We start from the raw sequence: 15,956 nt of genomic DNA on the forward strand, positions 1-15,956 counted from the left end.
AGGGCCGGTTCGGAGCCGATTGGTAGAGATGAAGCCAAACGTCACATGGACGTGGGCTTCCAAAACTGTTGGCGAGCCTATACATCAGCCTTAAAACAATAACAAGGCCATCCGGCCGCAAAGTCGCGATGCGATACAGGAAGACTTGAAAATATGGCCGACATGGCTTTCGCAGAAGCAGAAAAGAAGCGGCGTTCGCTGAAGCCGCTGCAGCGTATCTTCCCCTATATGTCCCGCTACAGGGGCATGGTGATAGGCGCCCTGATCTCGCTCAGCATTGCGGCGGTGACAACACTCATCCTTCCGCTCGCCGTCCGCCGGATGATCGATCACGGTTTTTCCGGCTCGAACGGTGCCTTTATCGACAATTATTTCGGTATGCTGATTGTTCTGGCTGCTGCGTTGGCTGTTGCATCTGCTGGCCGCTATTACTTCGTCATCACGCTCGGCGAGCGGATTGTCTCGGATCTGCGCCGGGACGTCTTCGCCCATCTGACAAAATTGTCGCCTGCTTTCTTCGACAGCACCCAATCGGGAGAAATCGTTTCACGCCTGACGGCCGATACGACACAGATCAAATCGGCTGTCGGCGCTACGGCCTCCATTGCCCTGCGCAATCTTATTCTGGCTTTCGGCGCGATTGTCATGATGGTCATCACCAGCGCCAAACTGTCCGGGCTGGTGATTGCCGCCATCCCGCTCATCATCATTCCGCTGGTCGCCTTTGGCCGGTCGGTGCGCCGCCGCTCGCGAACCGCACAGGACACGCTGGCCAATGCCACGGCCTATGCCAGTGAATCCATCATCTCCGTCCGTACCCTGCAGGCTTTCACCAACGAGGCATTGGCGACGGGGCGATTCGGGTCCGCTGTCGAGGATGCATTCACTGCTGCCCGTTCCTCGGTCAAGGCACGAGCCGTGCTGACGGCGTTTGCGATTTTCATGATCTTTTCCAGCGTTGTGGCTGTGCTCTGGTTCGGCTCGCGCGATGTGCTTGCAGGCACCATTTCACCGGGAACGCTCGGTCAGTTCCTGCTCTATGCGGTGTTCGCTGCGGGTGCCCTCGGGGCGCTTTCGGAGGTCTGGGGTGAACTGTCGCAGGCGTCGGGCGCAGCGGAACGGCTGATGGAGATCATGGCCGAAAAGCCGGCAATTGCCGCACCACTCAAACCCGTTGCTCTCCCGGAGCCCCCGATCGGCTCGGTCACATTCACAGATGTGCAATTCAACTATCCGACACGGCCCGATGCACGGGCATTGCACGGTCTTGATTTCAATATCAAACCGGGAGAAACCGTTGCGATTGTCGGCCCGTCCGGCGCGGGTAAAAGCACGGTGTTTTCGCTGCTGTTGCGCTACTATGATCCGGTATCCGGCAGCATCCGGGTGGATGGTGTCGACCTGCGCGAAGCCGATCCCGCAGCGGTGCGGGCGCGCATTGCCATCGTCCCGCAGGATACGACCATTTTTGCCGCTACGGCACGGGAGAATATCGGGTTCGGCCGGCCAGGTGCCAGCACCGCCGATATCGAGGCGGCGGCCAAGGCAGCTCTTGCCCATGATTTCATAGAGGCGCTGGACCATGGCTATGAAACCCATGTGGGCGAACGCGGCGTGATGCTTTCCGGCGGCCAGCGCCAGCGTATCGCCATTGCACGGGCCATTCTGCGCGATGCGCCGATCCTGCTGCTTGATGAAGCCACATCGGCACTCGATGCGGAAAGCGAAATTCTGGTGCAGAAGGGGCTCGAACACCTGATGCAGGGCCGCACGACGCTGGTCATCGCGCACCGGCTGGCAACAGTTCTCAAGGCCGACCGCATCCTTGTCATGAATGACGGCCGAATTGTCGAGGAAGGCACGCATCAGAGCCTCGTCAAAAAGAACGGGATCTATGCGAACCTCGCCAAACTGCAGTTCGAGGCGGGTGCGGACGCGTTCAAAGGCGCGGCCGAGTAAATTTTATCCTTTACCTGCTGCTGCCCGCCCGGCGGACCTGCCGGAAAAAATGCAGCCTCCGAGAAACGTGCCTTCCAGCGCGTTGTAACCCTGATAGCCGCCGCCGCCGAAGCCGGCGGCTTCGCCTGCTGCATAAAGGCCGGGCACAGGCACGCCCGCTGTGTCCAGCACCTGTGACTTCAGATTGGTGTGCAGGCCGCCGAGTGTCTTGCGGGTCAGAATATTGAGCCGTACGGCAATCAGCGGGCCGGCCTTCGGATCGAGAATCCGGTGCGGCTTGGCAATGCGGGTCAAGCGATCGCCGATATAATTCTGTGCACCGCGCATAGCGGTGATCTGTGCGTCCTTGGAATATTTGTTGTTGATCTCCCGGTCGCGCGCCTCGATCTGGTATTTGAGATGGTCGTGGTCGATCAGGTTGTCTCCGGTCAGCGCATTCATGCCCTTGACCAGTTCCTGCAGATTGTCGCGGACGACAAAATCCTCGCCATGCTGCTTGAAGGCTTCTACAGGAGGCGGAGCGCCCTTGCCGAGGCGGTTTTTCAGCAGAAGCTTCCAGTCCTTGCCGGTCATGTCGGGATTCTGTTCGGAACCGGACAGGGCAAACTCCTTCTCGATGATCTTCTGGGTCAGGACGAACCAGGAATATTCATATCCGGTCGACAGGATGTGCTTGAGTGTCCCCAGCGTATCAAAGCCCGGAAGATAGGGCGCCGGGAAGCGGTTGCCTTTCGCGTCAAACCACAGGGAAGACGGCCCGGGCAGAATGCGGATGCCGTGGTTCGGCCAGATCGGGTTCCAGTTCTTCAGCCCTTCCGTATAATGCCACATGCGATCCGCATTGATGACGGCACCGCCAGCCTTGACCGTGATATCGATCATGCGGCCGTCTACATGATGCGGAACACCGATGACGACATTTTCGGGCGGATTGCCGAGCCTGTCGCGCGGCCAGTTGCGTTTGACCAGTTCAGGATTGCCGCCGATGCCGCCCGATGTGACAATGACGTTTGCCGCCGAAAGCTCAAAACTGCCCGCCACATCACGGCCGGATTGCTGGCCACGGTCCACCTTGGAGGCCTCCAGTATATCGCCGCTGACGCCGGTGACTGCGCCATTGGTTGTGGTCAATGCGTTGACGCGGTGGCGGCATTTGAGCGTGATCAGGCCCTTGGCAATGGCCTCACGCACCAGCCGTTCGAAGGGCGCAACAACACCGGGGCCAGTGCCCCAGGTCAAATGAAAGCGTGGAACCGAGTTGCCATGACCGCTCGCCAGCGCGCCGCCACGCTCGGCCCAGCCGACAACCGGGAACCAGCGCATGCCGAGAGAGTGGAGCCAGCTGCGCTTTTCACCGGCGGCAAACTGCAGATAGGCGTCAGCCCATTGTTTCGGCCAATGGTCTTCGGCACGGTCGAATTGCGCCGATCCAAGCCAGTCCTGTCGGGCGAGTTCGAATGTGTCCTTGATGCCGAGCCTGCGTTGTTCCGGACTGTTGATGAAGAAGAGGCCGCCGAGCGACCAGAAGGCCTGTCCGCCGACGGAATTCTCGCCTTCCTGCTCAAGGAGAATGACTTTCTTGCCTGCCTGTGCCAGCTCATTTGCGGCCACAAGCCCTGACAGTCCGGCCCCAACGATGATTGCATCGGCATCCATTGCCATTCGCCCCTCCCAATGCTTTGTTCTGCTCATGATTGCGCGGCTAAGGTTGGCACGCAAGGGTGGAAATAGGGACACCAAGGGGTGAAAAGGGGACAAGGATGATTGCAACAATTCTTATAGGACTGGTTGCCCTGCTGCATGTCTATTTCATGTACCTGGAAATGGTGGTGTGGGATAAGCCACTGGGGCTCAAAACTTTCCGGCTGACGCCGGAATTCGCCTCGGCGTCCAAGGCCCTTGCGCTCAATCAGGGGCTTTACAACGGATTTCTGGTTGCGGGGCTAATCTGGGGGCTCTGGCTTGGCGAGGCTGGCTTTGCCATCAAGGCATTTTTTCTCGGCTGTGTGATCGTGGCCGGGATCGTCGGAGGCCTGACCGTCAACCGCCGGATTTTCATCGTGCAGGGCGTGCCGGCGATTCTCGCGCTGGCAGCCCTGATTCTGCTGTAGCGATCAGCGTTCGGTCAGCTTGAGTTCGATGCGGCGGTTGCGCGAACGCACTTCTGGCGTATCGCCGGGCTCAAGCGGCTGGAACTCGCCAAAGCCTGCGGCCACCAGACGGTTGGCAGAAACACCGTTGGCGATCAGGAATTTTACCACCGAGATGGCGCGTGCGGCGGAAAGTTCCCAGTTGTCCTTGAACTGGCCCGTGCCCGAAAGCGCCACGTTGTCCGTATGACCGTCGACACGCAGGACCCAGTTTATCTCGTCAGGGATTTCCTTCTGCAGATCGATCAAGGCCAATGCGAGCTTCTTCATTTCCTCGCTGCCGGCCTCGTTCAGCACTGCCTGGCCCGATGGGAACAGCACTTCGGACTGGAAGACAAAGCGGTCGCCGACTATGCGGATGTTTTCGCGGTCGGAGAGGATTTCGCGCAGACGGCCGAAGAAGTCTGAACGGTAACGGTTGAGTTCCTGCACGCGCTGGGCGAGGGCAACATTCAGCCGCTTGCCGAGATCAGCGATCTTGGTGTTGGATTCCTTGTCCCGGGACTCCGATGCATTGAGGGCTTCTTCCAGCGCACCGATCTGCTTGCGCAGCGCCAGAATCTGCTGGTTGAGAATTTCCACCTGCGAAAGGGCGCGGGCGCTCAGCTGCTTTTCGTTCTCCAGGCCGCTGGTGAGTTCGCTGATCTTGCCTTCCGCCGCAGCACCGGCACCTGCGCCCTGGGACAATACCGCCTGCAGACGGGATTGTTCATTCTGGGCCTTGGTCAGCGAAGCCTGCAGATTGGCAATGGTGTCTTCCAGATCCTGCTTGTTGCCCTGTTCGAGCGAAAGCATCTGGGTCAGTTCGTTGATCTGGGAATTCAGCCGGTTGAGCACAGCGTCCTTGCCGGTGATTTCCTGACTGAGCAGGAACTGCGCCAGAACGAACACTGACAGGAGAAACATGATCGCCAACAGCAGTGTCGACAGCGCGTCGACAAAGCCCGGCCAATAATCCACATGCCGGATAGCGCGGCGATTGCGACCGAGCGCCATTCTCAGTTGTCCTTGTTGCGGCTGACCGCATTGCTGAGTTTGGCGAGGGTCTCGCGCATGGATTTCTGCTCTTCCGCCTGCTTTTCCACCCAGTCTCGCATCAGCTGCTGCTCGGAACGCATGTTCTTGACCAGGCCCTGAATGCCTTCGGCCAAGCTGGCTAAGGCGGCCGTGGTGCGCTGGCTGGAGCCTCCGGTTTCCTGGATGTTCTGCAGGCGTTCGGACAGCGAGCGCAATTCATCTGTTGTGCCACTGTTGGCGCCATCAAGCGCGTGCAGGTCCGAACCAAGATCTGTCACGCTCGACAGCCAGTTTTCCAGTTCGGTGTAAAAACGGTTCTGGGCGCGGCCGGCCTGCAAATCGAGAAACCCGAGGACAAGGGAGCCGGAAAGGCCAAACAGCGAGGATGAAAAGGCTGTGCCCATACCCTTGAGCGGTGATTGCAGGCCTGCTTTGAGCGCATCGAGGACACCGTTGGCATCACCCGCGCGCGGATCGAGCGACTGGATCGTCTGGCCAATGGAACCGATAGTTTCGAGCAGGCCCCAGAACGTGCCGAGCAGCCCGAGAAACACCAGAAGTCCGATGAGGTAGCGCGAGACGTCACGGGTTTCATCGAGACGGGTGGCGATGGAATCGAGCATGGAGCGCATGGCGTTGGTCGAAAGCGCCATGGATTGGCGTCGTCCGATCAGGGCCCGCATGGGGGCCAGCATGACAGGTTTGGAGTTCGGGTCCGAATTGCCTTCCCGGAAGGAATTTACCCAGCGAACTTCACGGAAAAGCCGGATGACCTGACCAAATGCCAGGAGAATACCGACGATGAGAACACCGATGATGAGGCCGTTCAGGCCGGGATTGGTGGTGAAAAACCCTGATATCTGGCGGAAGAGAATGGCGGCCAGAAAGGCGACAATCGCCAGAAAGATCGCCATCGACAGAAGCACAAGCCGCGGGCTGGAGAGCCTGTAGGGATCATAGTCGTCACCGTCCATGACCCGGCGGGTTGAACTGAAGTCAGCCATTACATCGTCTCCGCATTCGTCACACGCCAAGCAACCTCGTTCGTGTCACTGGACGAACGGAAATCGCACAAACCCAAATCGGTTTATGCGACCCTAACCGAAATCAAGGTTAAAATGGAAGGTGCAATGCGGTTAGCGGAACGAATTTGACCTTAGCCAAGCCACGCGAATGTCAGAATCGAACCACGAGAGCCGGATTTATTCTGATTTCGCGCTGCTTCAGCCGCCGGACCGGACAATGCTCAGATTGGCTTCTTCAATGTCTTCAAAAGCGCACGCTGAATGGCTTCGTTGCCTGCGACAATGAACTTGCTTTCAACAACGTCCTGGCTGCCTTCGAGATCCGTGACGAAACCACCGGCTTCGCGAACCATGATGATGCCTGCACCCGTATCCCAGGGGGAAAGGCCATCTTCCCAGAAACCGTCAAAGCGGCCCGCAGCGACTGCTGCCAGATCGAGGGCTGCGGCACCCATGCGGCGAATACCGGAGACTTCGCCCATGACGTTGCGCAACTGCACGAGGTAATCGCCATGATGGCCGCGGCCAAGGTGCGGCACGCCCGTGCCGATGACGGAATCAACCAGCTTGATACGTCCGGAGACGCGCAGGCGGCGATCATTGAGGAATGCACCGCCGCCACGTTCTGCCGTATAGAGCTCGTCCATGGCCGGATTGAATATCACGCCTGCAACGATCTGGCCCTGACGCTCCAGTGCAATGGATACTGCAAACATCGGAATGCCGTGCAGAAAGTTGGTGGTGCCATCGAGCGGGTCAACGAGCCAGCGATGCTGGCCGTCGCTGCCTTCAACCGCGCCGGTTTCTTCCATCAGGAAGCTGTAGTCAGGACGGGCACGGCGCAGTTCGGTATAGATGATTTCTTCGGCCTTGCGGTCAGCCTGGCTGACGTAGTCGCCAGGGCCCTTGAGCGAGACCTGCAGATTCTGCACTTCGCCGAAATCGCGCGCCAGGGAGCGGCCAGCCTTCATAGCTGCCTGCACCATTACATTGAGGATCGCTGAACGCGCCATTTCAGATCATTCTCCGTCTGAATTCGTTGATGCGGGCGCCAGTCCATGCGGCGCCCGATATTGCCTGCTTAGTCAGCGCGGCGGACGTAGGTCAGTTCGTTGGTGTCAACGATGATGCGTTCACCCGACGAAATGAACGGTGGAACGAGAACGCGAATGCCGTTTTCGAGCACAGCCGGCTTGTAGGATGAAGCTGCAGTCTGGCCCTTGACGACCGGGTCAGCCTCGGTGATGGCGAGGGTGACGTAATCCGGCAGGGAAATGCCGATTGGACGTTCGTCGTAAAGTTCAACAGTAACCATCATGCCGTCCTGCAGGAACGCAGCGCGATCGCCGACGAAATCCTTCTGCAGTTCCAGCTGTTCGTAGCTGGTGGTGTCCATGAAAATCAGCGCTTCGCCCTGTTCGTAGAGGAAGGAGAAATCCTTCTGCTCGAGGCGAACCTTTTCAACGGTTTCAGCGGCGCGGAAGCGCTCGTTGAGCTTTGTGCCGTTGAGGAGGTTCTTCAGTTCGACCTGATTGTAGGCGCCGCCCTTGCCGGGCTTGACTGCGTTCGTTCTGACGGCGACCCAAAGGCTGCCATCATGCTCGATCACATTGCCAGGACGGATTTCATTACCGTTGATTTTCATTTGTTTATCCGGATTGCTGTTGAGAACCGGGCGCCGACGTGTCGGCGGCAGCCGATATTGGGGCCTCCAAGACCACAAAATCGCGCGATAGGCAAGAGAAAGCGCAAAAAGAGCCGGTTAAGGCTCTTTTCACTGATACGACCACATGATTATGCGGCGAGCGCCGTTTCCGCCACGGAAACCCAATAGCTGATGCCGTAGGGGATGGCATCATCATTGAAATCATAGGCCGAATTGTGCAGGGCGGCCGTGTCGCCATTGCCAAGGAAAATGAAGGCGCCAGGGCGCTTTTCCAGCATGTAGGAAAAATCCTCGGCACCCATCACAGGCGGCATACTGGTGTTTACAGCGCTGTCACCGGCGATCAGCTGTGCGACGCCTGTGGCAAAATCCGTCTCGCGGTCATGGTTGAATGTGACGGGATAGCCCTGATCATATTTGACCTCGGCCCTGCCGCCAAAAACCGCAGCTGTCGCTTCGGCCACTTCGGTTACGCGTTTGCGGGCGAATTCACGTACTTCGGGCATGAGGGTGCGCACAGTACCCGACAGCGTCACGCTGTTCGGAATGACGTTGGTCGCATCACCTCCGTGAATCATGGCCACAGAAATGACGAGGGACTTGAGCGGATCGAGTTCGCGCGACACGAGCGATTGCAGGGCAAGCACCGTGTGCGCGGACATGACGACGGGATCGACCGTGGTATGCGGCTTGGCTGCGTGACCGCCGCGGCCGACGACCTTGATCTCGAATTCGTCCGTCGCCGCCATGATGGAGCCTTTGCGCAGGGCAAACTGGCCAACGGGCAGACCCGGCGCATTGTGCATGCCATAGACTTCCTTGATGGCGAACCGGTCCATCAACCCGTCATTGATCATGGCCAGCGCTCCGGCGCCGCCTTCTTCAGCCGGCTGGAAGATGACGGCCACCGAACCGCGGAAATTGCGGGTTTCAGCGAGATACTGCGCCGCACCGAGGAGCATGGCAGTGTGGCCATCGTGACCGCAGGCATGCATTTTACCTGCCGTCTTCGAAGCCCATGGCTTGCCGCTAGCTTCAACGATCGGCAAGGCGTCCATATCGGCGCGCAGGCCGATTACAGGTCCGTCGCCGTGACGGCCTTGGATGATACCCACCACACCGGTCTTGCCAATACCTGTTTCTATCGTATCGCAACCGAACGACTGAAGTTTTTCAGCAACAAACCTTGCTGTTTCATGCACGTCGTAAAGGATTTCCGGGTTTTCATGCAGATGCCGGCGCCATTCGGCGACACTCGGTTGCATTTCATGGGCTCGGTTAATCAACGGCATTCTACATTTCCCACTTCTGGTTTGTCGTTGCGGTTCACCGCAACCTGTTGGCTTCCGTCAGAGCGGCCTTCATCTGGTCATCGTCGAGGCCGTCCATAAAAGAATCAAGTTCGGGATCGGTCAGCCCCGCGCGTCTGGCAACCATGTACCAGGCCGCGGCCTTGACGGAATCACCTTCAACCCCGAGGCCCTGATAGTAAAGCTTGGCGAGTTGCGCCTGTGCTGCGACATTACCGCCAACCGCCGCGCGCAAGGTCCAGCCGAAACCCGATACATAATCACGCGGACCGCCACGCCCTTCGACCAGCCAGCGGCCAAGATCGAGCTGCGCCGTGTCATAACCGCGGTTTGCCGCCTTGATAAGATATCCGCGGGCCTTCACATCATCACGCGGAACAGCCAGCGTGCCATTGGCGAGAATCTGACTGACCGCATATTCCCCGTCGGGGAGCCCTTGCGCTGCCGCTTTCAGGAACCATGGATAGGCATTTTCGAGGCCCAACGCGCCCGGGTGCTCCTGCATAAGTATCTGGCCATAATTGAACTGTGCCCTCGCATTGCCGCCATCGGCTGCTGCCTTCATCAGGGTTTTGGCCCTGGCAGGGTCCTTGGATGCATATTTGCCCTGGAGCAGAATTGCGCCGTAACGGAACTGCGCTTCGGGAACGCCCTGCTCGGCTGCCTTGCCGTACCATTTTGCCGACTCAACCAGATTGACGGGTACGCCCAGCCCGCGCGCGAGCATATCGGCGATGAGCACCTGTGCCGCACCGTCACCGCTTTCGGCGCGGGGCAGGGCAAGATTATAAGCGGTCTTGTAAAGACCGCGCTGATAGGCACCGAATGCCTCATCGACAGGCGCTTTGCCGAAGCGTGTCGGATTGACAATGTCGAGGGTCGGATCACTCGCCAGCTTCGGCTTGTCCTGCTTCGGGGTGGTTTGCGGTGCTTCAAGCTGTTGCGGCGCATCAGTGGGCACCGAGGTCAACGGCGGCGCATGATTGACGGCGGGGGCAGCCGGTGTTTCAGTGGCCGTCGGTGCCGTTGTAGTCTGGGCAGCAACCCCATGCGTCAAAACCGGGAAGGCTGCCAGCACTGCCGCAACGGCGCAAACGAGATTTCCTGATTTTGCTCCCATGGGCCTAGTCCTCAAATCGCGGTGCGTGCTCGTCGAGGAGCCGGTTCGCTTCCTTGATGGCTTCTGCCGGTTTGTCATGGCTGAAAACAGCGGCGCCGAGGGCGATGAATTCCGCACCGGTGGCGGCGGCGTCTGTAATACTTTCAAGTGTATTGCCAGCCTGAACAATACAGGGAATCTCGATCATCGATGCCCACCAATCGGCAAGTTCGACATTGCGCGGGTGGGCTTCCGGTGTTGTGTCCGCGCCAATCTTGCCGAAAAGGACGTAATCAGGCTGGGCTTCACCAATTTCGAGGGCGGTGTGGCGATTCTTGATATTGCCGGTACCGACAATGAGCTTGGGCGAGAACCGCTGGACGTTGGCAGCAAGGTCGCTGGCCGAGCCTTCCATGTGCAGGCCGTCAGCCTTTACCCGGCCCGCAACCTGTGTGTTTCCAACAATGATGGCCGCCGCTCCAGCACCCTGGATGATCGGAACAGCAGCTTCAGCCATGTTCTGGAACAAGGTTTCGTCGGTCTCGTAGGGAGGCAGGAGTACAGAAGCGACATCGCCGCCTGACAGGGCGTCGGTGAGTTTCCGGGCCAGTTCGTCTGTTGTCGCAGCGGGAGGTGCGATCAGAACGATACGGCAGCGTTGGGGTGTCTGTTCATTATTCATCGGCTGCAACCTTACAATCGTTCTCTATAGAATGGGCAATCGTGATGGAATTCGGGCATAGAGGATGGCTGTGCATTTGAACAGCCTTTTCGATGTCCCAAGCCATCATACCCTGTTGCATATTAGTCTTACGACGTAATTACTTAGTAGCAAACAGGTGGTTGTGGCCAAAAAGCATTTTTCAAGTGCCGATGTGATCAGTTAAGGATGGTGGACCCTCCTTGCGGATCTCCATCATGCACGATCTCCTGTTGAACCCATGGTTCTATGCTGCCGCTGTTCCGGCTACGATTCTGATCGGACTGTCGAAAGGCGGGCTTGGCGGTGCCATGGGGCAGGTCGGTGTGCCGTTGATGGCGCTGGTCATGCCACCGGTGCAAGCAGCTGCCATCATGTTGCCGATCCTCATTATCATGGACGCGGCCAGCCTGTGGAGCTGGCGCGGCTATCGTGACACGAAGGCGCTGAAGTTGATGCTGCCGGGCGGATTGCTCGGTGTTGGGATCGGCTGGCTGACTGCATCGGTTGTCACCGATGACATGGTCAAACTCATCGTCGGTGCCGTCGCGATCATCTTTTTTGCGCGCTATATTTTTACAAGTGCCGCCAGGCGCGCAGCAGCGCAACCGCACAATGCGGCTGCCGCAACCTTCTGGTCAACCATCGCCGGGTTCACAAGTTTTGTCGCCCATGCGGGCGGCCCGCCCTATCAGGTCTATGCGCTGCCATTGCGTCAGGATCCGAAGGTTTATAACGGTACGAGCGTGATTTTTTTCGCGATTATCAATGCGGTGAAAGTCATTCCTTATTTTGCTTTGGGCCAGTTCGACGCTGAGAATCTCAAGGCTGCTGCGGTTCTGGTGCCTATAGCACCGCTCGCAACTTTTGCGGGTGCATGGATTGTAAAACGCATGCGTCCCGAAGTGTTCTATCCCTTCATGTATATCATGATCCTATTGATGGGATTGAAGCTTTCGTACGATGGAATAGCCGCGTTGTTATAATTATGAACGAAAGTTGATCGACCGAATCGCAACTTTCGGACTATGTAAACATTATCAATCGCAACCGTCGAAGATCACTCCCACAAGGGGCCGGGAGTGCTGTGATTGAATCTTGCATGACAGGAATTGGTGAATGCTATGACACAGACACAGCTCAAACAGCGGGATACCCGCATCGATGTTTTCCGGGCTCTGGCACTGCTGACGATCTTCATCAACCACGTGCCGGGAACCGTTTTCGAACATCTTACCCATAAGAACCTTGGGTTTTCCGATTCAGCCGAGGCTTTCGTGCTGATATCAGGCATTGCCGTCGGACTGGCCTATGGTCCCAGGTTTGAAGCGGGCAATCGCTTCCTGTTGACGCTGAAAGCGTGGCGCCGCGCCGCGACGCTGTACAGCGCGCATATTCTGACGACGGTGGCGACACTGGCCATCTTCTGTGCTGCCGGCATCTATCTCCAAAGGCCGGAATTCATGTCCTACATCAATATCGGGCCATTGATGGATCAGCCCGCCAAGGCGCTGATCGGGCTTGCGACGATGGGACATCAGCTCGGCTACAACAATATCCTGTCGATGTACGGCGTGCTGCTGCTTATGCTGCCGCTCTTCCTGTTCATGGCCAATATCAGCCTGTCGGCCATGGTCGGGTTTTCCGGCCTGTTGTGGCTTGTATCCGGTGTTTACCAGATTGCGCCGCCGAACTATCCGACTGACGGTGTGTGGTTTCTCAATCCGCTGTCGTGGCAGTTCCTGTTCGTTATCGGTATTGCAGGCGTGATGCATGTGCGCCGTGGCGGTCAGATTGCGTTCAATAAATATCTGTTCGGATTTTCCGTGGGTTACATCCTGCTTGCACTGATCTGGGTACGGGTGCCGCTTTGGGGTATCGATACATCCATGGGCCTGCCCATGGTGGTCACCGGCTTTGACAAGACCTTCCTGTCGCTGACCCGTCTCGCCCACGTTCTGGCATTGGCCTATGTGATTGTTTCGGTTCCAGCCATTTCGAATCTGGCGCGGACGCCGGAAGATCATCCGTTGGCCATTCTGGGCAAGCATTCGCTGCCCGTCTTCATTGCCGGGACAATTCTCGCCATGGTGGCGCAGATCGTCAAGGTGATGAACCCCGGCGATGTGCTTGATGACACGCTTCTGATCGCCAGCGGAATCATGGCGCAGTTTGCGCTCGCCTATTATCTGGAATGGCTGCCGAGCATCGGTTGGGGCAAGCGTCCGGCACAGGCCCCGCAACAGGCAAAATCGAAACTCGTCGTGGCTGGCAGGCCGGTCCATGGCGCATCGATGAATTCGGGCATGAAATCCGGAACCGCCAAGTCAGCTGTTTCCTGATTGACCCTTTGACTTGCCGGACTATTGGCCCGTCCTGATTTTCAGGACGGGCCTTTTATTTGAGCGCGCGAAAAACCGTTAGCCATCATTTGCCGCGTTGGTCTAAGCTTTCATCATGCAATGCTTTGGGAGGCGTGTATGGGTGGAATTTTTGATCGTGATCTTGAGCGCAATGCGGCGAACTATCAGCCGCTGACGCCGCTGACCTACCTGGAGCGTGCAGCGCGGGTCTATCCATCGAGAACAGCGATCATTCATGGCTCGCAGCGCGTTGATTACGGCACATTTTACCGCCGCACCCGGCAATTGGCGTCGGCATTGGCGCGCCACGGTATCGGCAAGGGCGATACGGTCACGGTGATGCTGTCGAACACGCCGCCCATGCTGGAGGCGCATTTCGGCGTCCCGATGACAAAGGCAGTGCTGCATTCGGTCAATACACGCCTCGATGCCGCGGTGATTGCGTTCCAGCTTGATCACGCGGAAACCAAGGTCGCCATTGTGGATACGGAATTCTCAGGCGTTTTCCGTGAAGCCCTGACGCTTGCCAAAGTCAAGCCACTGGTCATCGACTTCATCGACACGCAATATCCTGATGATGCGCCCTATCCGCAAGGCGAGCCGTTTGGCACCCTGGACTACGAAGCCTTCGTTGCCAGTGGCGATCCCGATTACGCCTGGTCGATGCCCGATGATGAATGGGATTCCATCACGCTCAATTATACCTCGGGAACGACAGGCGATCCGAAAGGCGTGGTCTACCACCATCGCGGTGCGGCGCTGATGGGTTACGGGAATGTGGTGGCCTCCGGCATGGGACGCTATCCGGTCTATCTCTGGACGCTGCCGATGTTCCATTGCAATGGCTGGTGTTTCCCGTGGACGCTGGCCCTGCAGTTTGGCACCCATGTCTGTCTGCGTTGGGTGAGGGCAAAGCAGATCTATGATGCCATTGCCGATCTCGGTGTGACGCATCTCTGCGGTGCGCCGATTGTCATGTCCGTGCTGATCAATGCGGCTGACAAGGACAAGCGCGGATTCCCGCAGACGGTGACCTTCAACACGGCTGCTGCACCGCCGCCGGAGTCGGTTCTGGCCGGGATGGTTGACGCCGGATTTGCCGTTACGCATCTCTACGGTCTAACGGAAACCTATGGTCCTGCCGTCGTCAATGAATGGCAGGATGAGTGGGATGCGCTGGAAGTGTCGTCGCGCACGGCGAAGAAGGCGCGTCAGGGTGTACGCTATGCGGCACTGGAAGATCTGGCGGTGCTTGATCCCGAAACCATGCAACCCGTCCCTGCCGATGGCGAGACGATCGGCGAGGTCATGTTCCGCGGCAACATCGTCATGAAGGGCTACCTCAAAAACCGGACGGCCAGTGATGCGGCCTTTTCAGGCGGCTGGTTCCACTCCGGCGACCTCGGGGTCATGTACCCGGATGGCTACATCCAGCTGAAGGATCGTTCAAAGGACATTATAATTTCGGGCGGCGAGAACATCTCCTCCATCGAAGTCGAGGATGCACTTTACAAGTTCCCAGCCGTCGGCGCCTGTGCCGTGGTGGCACGTCCGGATGACAAGTGGGGTGAGACGCCGCTGGCCTTCGTGGAACTCAAGCCGGGGCAGGCAGCAACCGAGGAGGAACTGATCGCGCATTGCCGGACTTTGCTCGCCCGTTTCAAGGTGCCGCGCCATGTGCTTTTCGAGGAAATACCGAAGACGTCGACTGGGAAAATCCAGAAATTTGAACTGCGAAAACGGGCGAAATTGATGGCGATCTGAGTGATTTCGTGCCGCATCACGGGCATGTTGGTTCGAATGCCGATGTCACCATTAACCAGTTGTTAAGCATTACAAGCTATAAATTGATCATCCAGTTTTCTGGATTCTTACCAAGTGGTTTGGCCACTTTGTTTGACGCCTCCCTGTTAGACTCCTGAGAGCCGCCATGTTTTGCGGCTCTTTTTTTTGTTCATATCCACAGGACGGTCCTGACGTTAACCCTTTATTAAGGATAAACTTGCGCTCATGTGTGCATAGGGGCAGGTTGGTGGGGAATACTACCCGTTGGCCGTTGTGGTGAGCTGCTTGCTGTCCCAGTAAGAGAGCGCTGCTTTGAGAATCAGCGGATTTTTAATGACAGGGCATAGAATGGTTGAACAGGAATTCCGCGTTAACAATACAATCCGGCTGGCTGACCGTATGGTCCGTTCGGAAACGTTCAATCACATCTACGATGAGGGCATGAGCCTGGTGGAAGAGGCTGCCGCCTATCTCGATGGCGAAGGCCGTGCGGAAGCCAAGCGGCTGAGCCGCGTCGCAGCCACGCTCTATGCTGCAGAATCCATGCGCCTGACGACACGCTTGATGCAGGTCGCCTCCTGGCTGTTGCTGCAAAGAGCCTCGCGCAGCGGGGAAATGACTCAGGAGCAGGTCCTGTCGGAAAAGGCAAAGGTCCGTCTCGATACGGATTCTGCCCCCGAAACCGTATCGGGATGGGACGAGATTCCGTTCGACTATTGCGATCTGGTGCACCGGTCGCTGCGCCTGCAGGCGCGGGTTCGTCAGATGGATGATGAAATCTACAATGATGGTGCCGGGACCACGCAAAGGCGGGCTCTGACGACCAATCCGGTGTCCGACCAGATAAGCCTGCTTGCCACCGCATTCGCCCATCGCTGATCC

At 57.9% G+C, this 15,956-nt stretch carries 14 protein-coding genes; 6 read left to right on the top strand and 8 right to left on the bottom strand.

All coding sequences use genetic code 11. From position 1 onward, the window contains the following. Positions 1 to 153: 153 nt before the first annotated feature. Positions 154 to 1,959 carry an ABC transporter transmembrane domain-containing protein gene (locus tag FHW16_RS09380; protein WP_182548788.1) on the top strand — a complete coding sequence of 602 codons (1,806 nt, stop codon included), beginning with the start codon at positions 154 to 156 and terminating at the stop codon, positions 1,957 to 1,959. 3 nt (positions 1,960 to 1,962) lie between these two features. Here FHW16_RS09380 and FHW16_RS09385 read toward each other — a convergent pair whose 3' ends face one another. After that, on the bottom strand, positions 1,963 to 3,651 hold the full coding sequence (locus tag FHW16_RS09385) for an FAD-binding dehydrogenase (RefSeq protein ID WP_182548790.1): 1,689 nt from the start codon (positions 3,649 to 3,651) through the stop codon (positions 1,963 to 1,965). 68 nt (positions 3,652 to 3,719) lie between these two features. On the opposite strand from FHW16_RS09385, the gene FHW16_RS09390 reads away from it, so the two are divergent. Beyond that, positions 3,720 to 4,070, top strand: coding sequence for a DUF1304 domain-containing protein (locus FHW16_RS09390; protein WP_182548791.1), 351 nt, complete (start codon positions 3,720 to 3,722; stop codon positions 4,068 to 4,070). 3 nt (positions 4,071 to 4,073) lie between these two features. On the opposite strand, the gene FHW16_RS09395 is transcribed toward FHW16_RS09390, so the two are convergent. From FHW16_RS09395 to FHW16_RS09425, 7 genes are all read right to left on the bottom strand, one after another. After that, positions 4,074 to 5,105 (bottom strand): peptidoglycan -binding protein, encoded by a 1,032-nt coding sequence (locus FHW16_RS09395; RefSeq protein ID WP_182548792.1) that lies wholly within the window; start codon positions 5,103 to 5,105, stop codon positions 4,074 to 4,076. A 2-nt stretch (positions 5,106 to 5,107) separates the two neighbouring features. After that, on the bottom strand, positions 5,108 to 6,130 hold the full coding sequence (locus FHW16_RS09400; RefSeq protein WP_182548794.1) for a MotA/TolQ/ExbB proton channel family protein: 1,023 nt from the start codon (positions 6,128 to 6,130) through the stop codon (positions 5,108 to 5,110). Between the two features lie 242 nt (positions 6,131 to 6,372). Then, a complete protein-coding gene (locus FHW16_RS09405) occupies positions 6,373 to 7,164 on the bottom strand; it encodes an inositol monophosphatase family protein (protein WP_182548796.1) in 792 nt (263 codons plus the stop codon). Between the two features lie 68 nt (positions 7,165 to 7,232). Beyond that, a complete protein-coding gene (efp, locus tag FHW16_RS09410; RefSeq protein ID WP_182548798.1) occupies positions 7,233 to 7,796 on the bottom strand; it encodes an elongation factor P in 564 nt (187 codons plus the stop codon). A 149-nt stretch (positions 7,797 to 7,945) separates the two neighbouring features. Then, positions 7,946 to 9,109 carry a M20 aminoacylase family protein gene (locus FHW16_RS09415; protein ID WP_182548800.1) on the bottom strand — a complete coding sequence of 388 codons (1,164 nt, stop codon included), beginning with the start codon at positions 9,107 to 9,109 and terminating at the stop codon, positions 7,946 to 7,948. Positions 9,110 to 9,143: 34 nt separating this feature from the next. Beyond that, entirely contained in the window at positions 9,144 to 10,247 is a 1,104-nt protein-coding gene (locus tag FHW16_RS09420; RefSeq protein ID WP_182548802.1) for an SEL1-like repeat protein, read from the bottom strand. Between the two features lie 4 nt (positions 10,248 to 10,251). Then, entirely contained in the window at positions 10,252 to 10,908 is a 657-nt protein-coding gene (locus FHW16_RS09425) for a thiamine phosphate synthase (RefSeq protein WP_182548803.1), read from the bottom strand. A gap of 236 nt (positions 10,909 to 11,144) precedes the next feature. Between FHW16_RS09425 and FHW16_RS09430 the strand changes: the two genes are divergently transcribed. The 4 genes from FHW16_RS09430 (at position 11,145) to FHW16_RS09445 (ending at position 15,953) form a co-directional block, all read left to right on the top strand. Beyond that, positions 11,145 to 11,912 (top strand): sulfite exporter TauE/SafE family protein, encoded by a 768-nt coding sequence (locus tag FHW16_RS09430; protein WP_182548805.1) that lies wholly within the window; start codon positions 11,145 to 11,147, stop codon positions 11,910 to 11,912. Positions 11,913 to 12,050: 138 nt separating this feature from the next. Continuing rightward, positions 12,051 to 13,268 carry an OpgC domain-containing protein gene (locus tag FHW16_RS09435; RefSeq protein WP_182548806.1) on the top strand — a complete coding sequence of 406 codons (1,218 nt, stop codon included), beginning with the start codon at positions 12,051 to 12,053 and terminating at the stop codon, positions 13,266 to 13,268. Positions 13,269 to 13,406: 138 nt separating this feature from the next. Next, complete coding sequence (locus tag FHW16_RS09440; RefSeq protein WP_182548808.1) at positions 13,407 to 15,053, top strand: acyl-CoA synthetase; 1,647 nt, start codon at positions 13,407 to 13,409, stop codon at positions 15,051 to 15,053. 354 nt (positions 15,054 to 15,407) lie between these two features. After that, complete coding sequence (locus tag FHW16_RS09445; RefSeq protein ID WP_246711642.1) at positions 15,408 to 15,953, top strand: DUF1465 family protein; 546 nt, start codon at positions 15,408 to 15,410, stop codon at positions 15,951 to 15,953. The last annotated feature ends 3 nt before the right edge of the window (positions 15,954 to 15,956 follow it).

The organism is Phyllobacterium myrsinacearum, assembly GCF_014138285.1.
In the GTDB taxonomy this organism is placed as follows: Bacteria; Pseudomonadota; Alphaproteobacteria; order Rhizobiales; family Rhizobiaceae; genus Phyllobacterium; species Phyllobacterium myrsinacearum_A.

Excerpts from the sequence above, each read along its gene's own strand:
- FHW16_RS09380 (WP_182548788.1), top strand. The coding sequence starts at position 154 with ATGGCCGACATGGCTTTCGCAGAAGCAGAAAAGAAGCGGCGTTCGCTG.
- FHW16_RS09385 (WP_182548790.1), bottom strand. The coding sequence starts at position 3,651 with ATGAGCAGAACAAAGCATTGGGAGGGGCGAATGGCAATGGATGCCGAT.
- FHW16_RS09390 (WP_182548791.1), top strand. The coding sequence starts at position 3,720 with ATGATTGCAACAATTCTTATAGGACTGGTTGCCCTGCTGCATGTCTAT.
- FHW16_RS09395 (WP_182548792.1), bottom strand. The coding sequence starts at position 5,105 with ATGGCGCTCGGTCGCAATCGCCGCGCTATCCGGCATGTGGATTATTGG.
- FHW16_RS09400 (WP_182548794.1), bottom strand. The coding sequence starts at position 6,130 with ATGGCTGACTTCAGTTCAACCCGCCGGGTCATGGACGGTGACGACTAT.
- FHW16_RS09405 (WP_182548796.1), bottom strand. The coding sequence starts at position 7,164 with ATGGCGCGTTCAGCGATCCTCAATGTAATGGTGCAGGCAGCTATGAAG.
- efp (WP_182548798.1), bottom strand. The coding sequence starts at position 7,796 with ATGAAAATCAACGGTAATGAAATCCGTCCTGGCAATGTGATCGAGCAT.
- FHW16_RS09415 (WP_182548800.1), bottom strand. The coding sequence starts at position 9,109 with ATGCCGTTGATTAACCGAGCCCATGAAATGCAACCGAGTGTCGCCGAA.
- FHW16_RS09420 (WP_182548802.1), bottom strand. The coding sequence starts at position 10,247 with ATGGGAGCAAAATCAGGAAATCTCGTTTGCGCCGTTGCGGCAGTGCTG.
- FHW16_RS09425 (WP_182548803.1), bottom strand. The coding sequence starts at position 10,908 with ATGAATAATGAACAGACACCCCAACGCTGCCGTATCGTTCTGATCGCA.
- FHW16_RS09430 (WP_182548805.1), top strand. The coding sequence starts at position 11,145 with ATGCACGATCTCCTGTTGAACCCATGGTTCTATGCTGCCGCTGTTCCG.
- FHW16_RS09435 (WP_182548806.1), top strand. The coding sequence starts at position 12,051 with ATGACACAGACACAGCTCAAACAGCGGGATACCCGCATCGATGTTTTC.
- FHW16_RS09440 (WP_182548808.1), top strand. The coding sequence starts at position 13,407 with ATGGGTGGAATTTTTGATCGTGATCTTGAGCGCAATGCGGCGAACTAT.
- FHW16_RS09445 (WP_246711642.1), top strand. The coding sequence starts at position 15,408 with ATGACAGGGCATAGAATGGTTGAACAGGAATTCCGCGTTAACAATACA.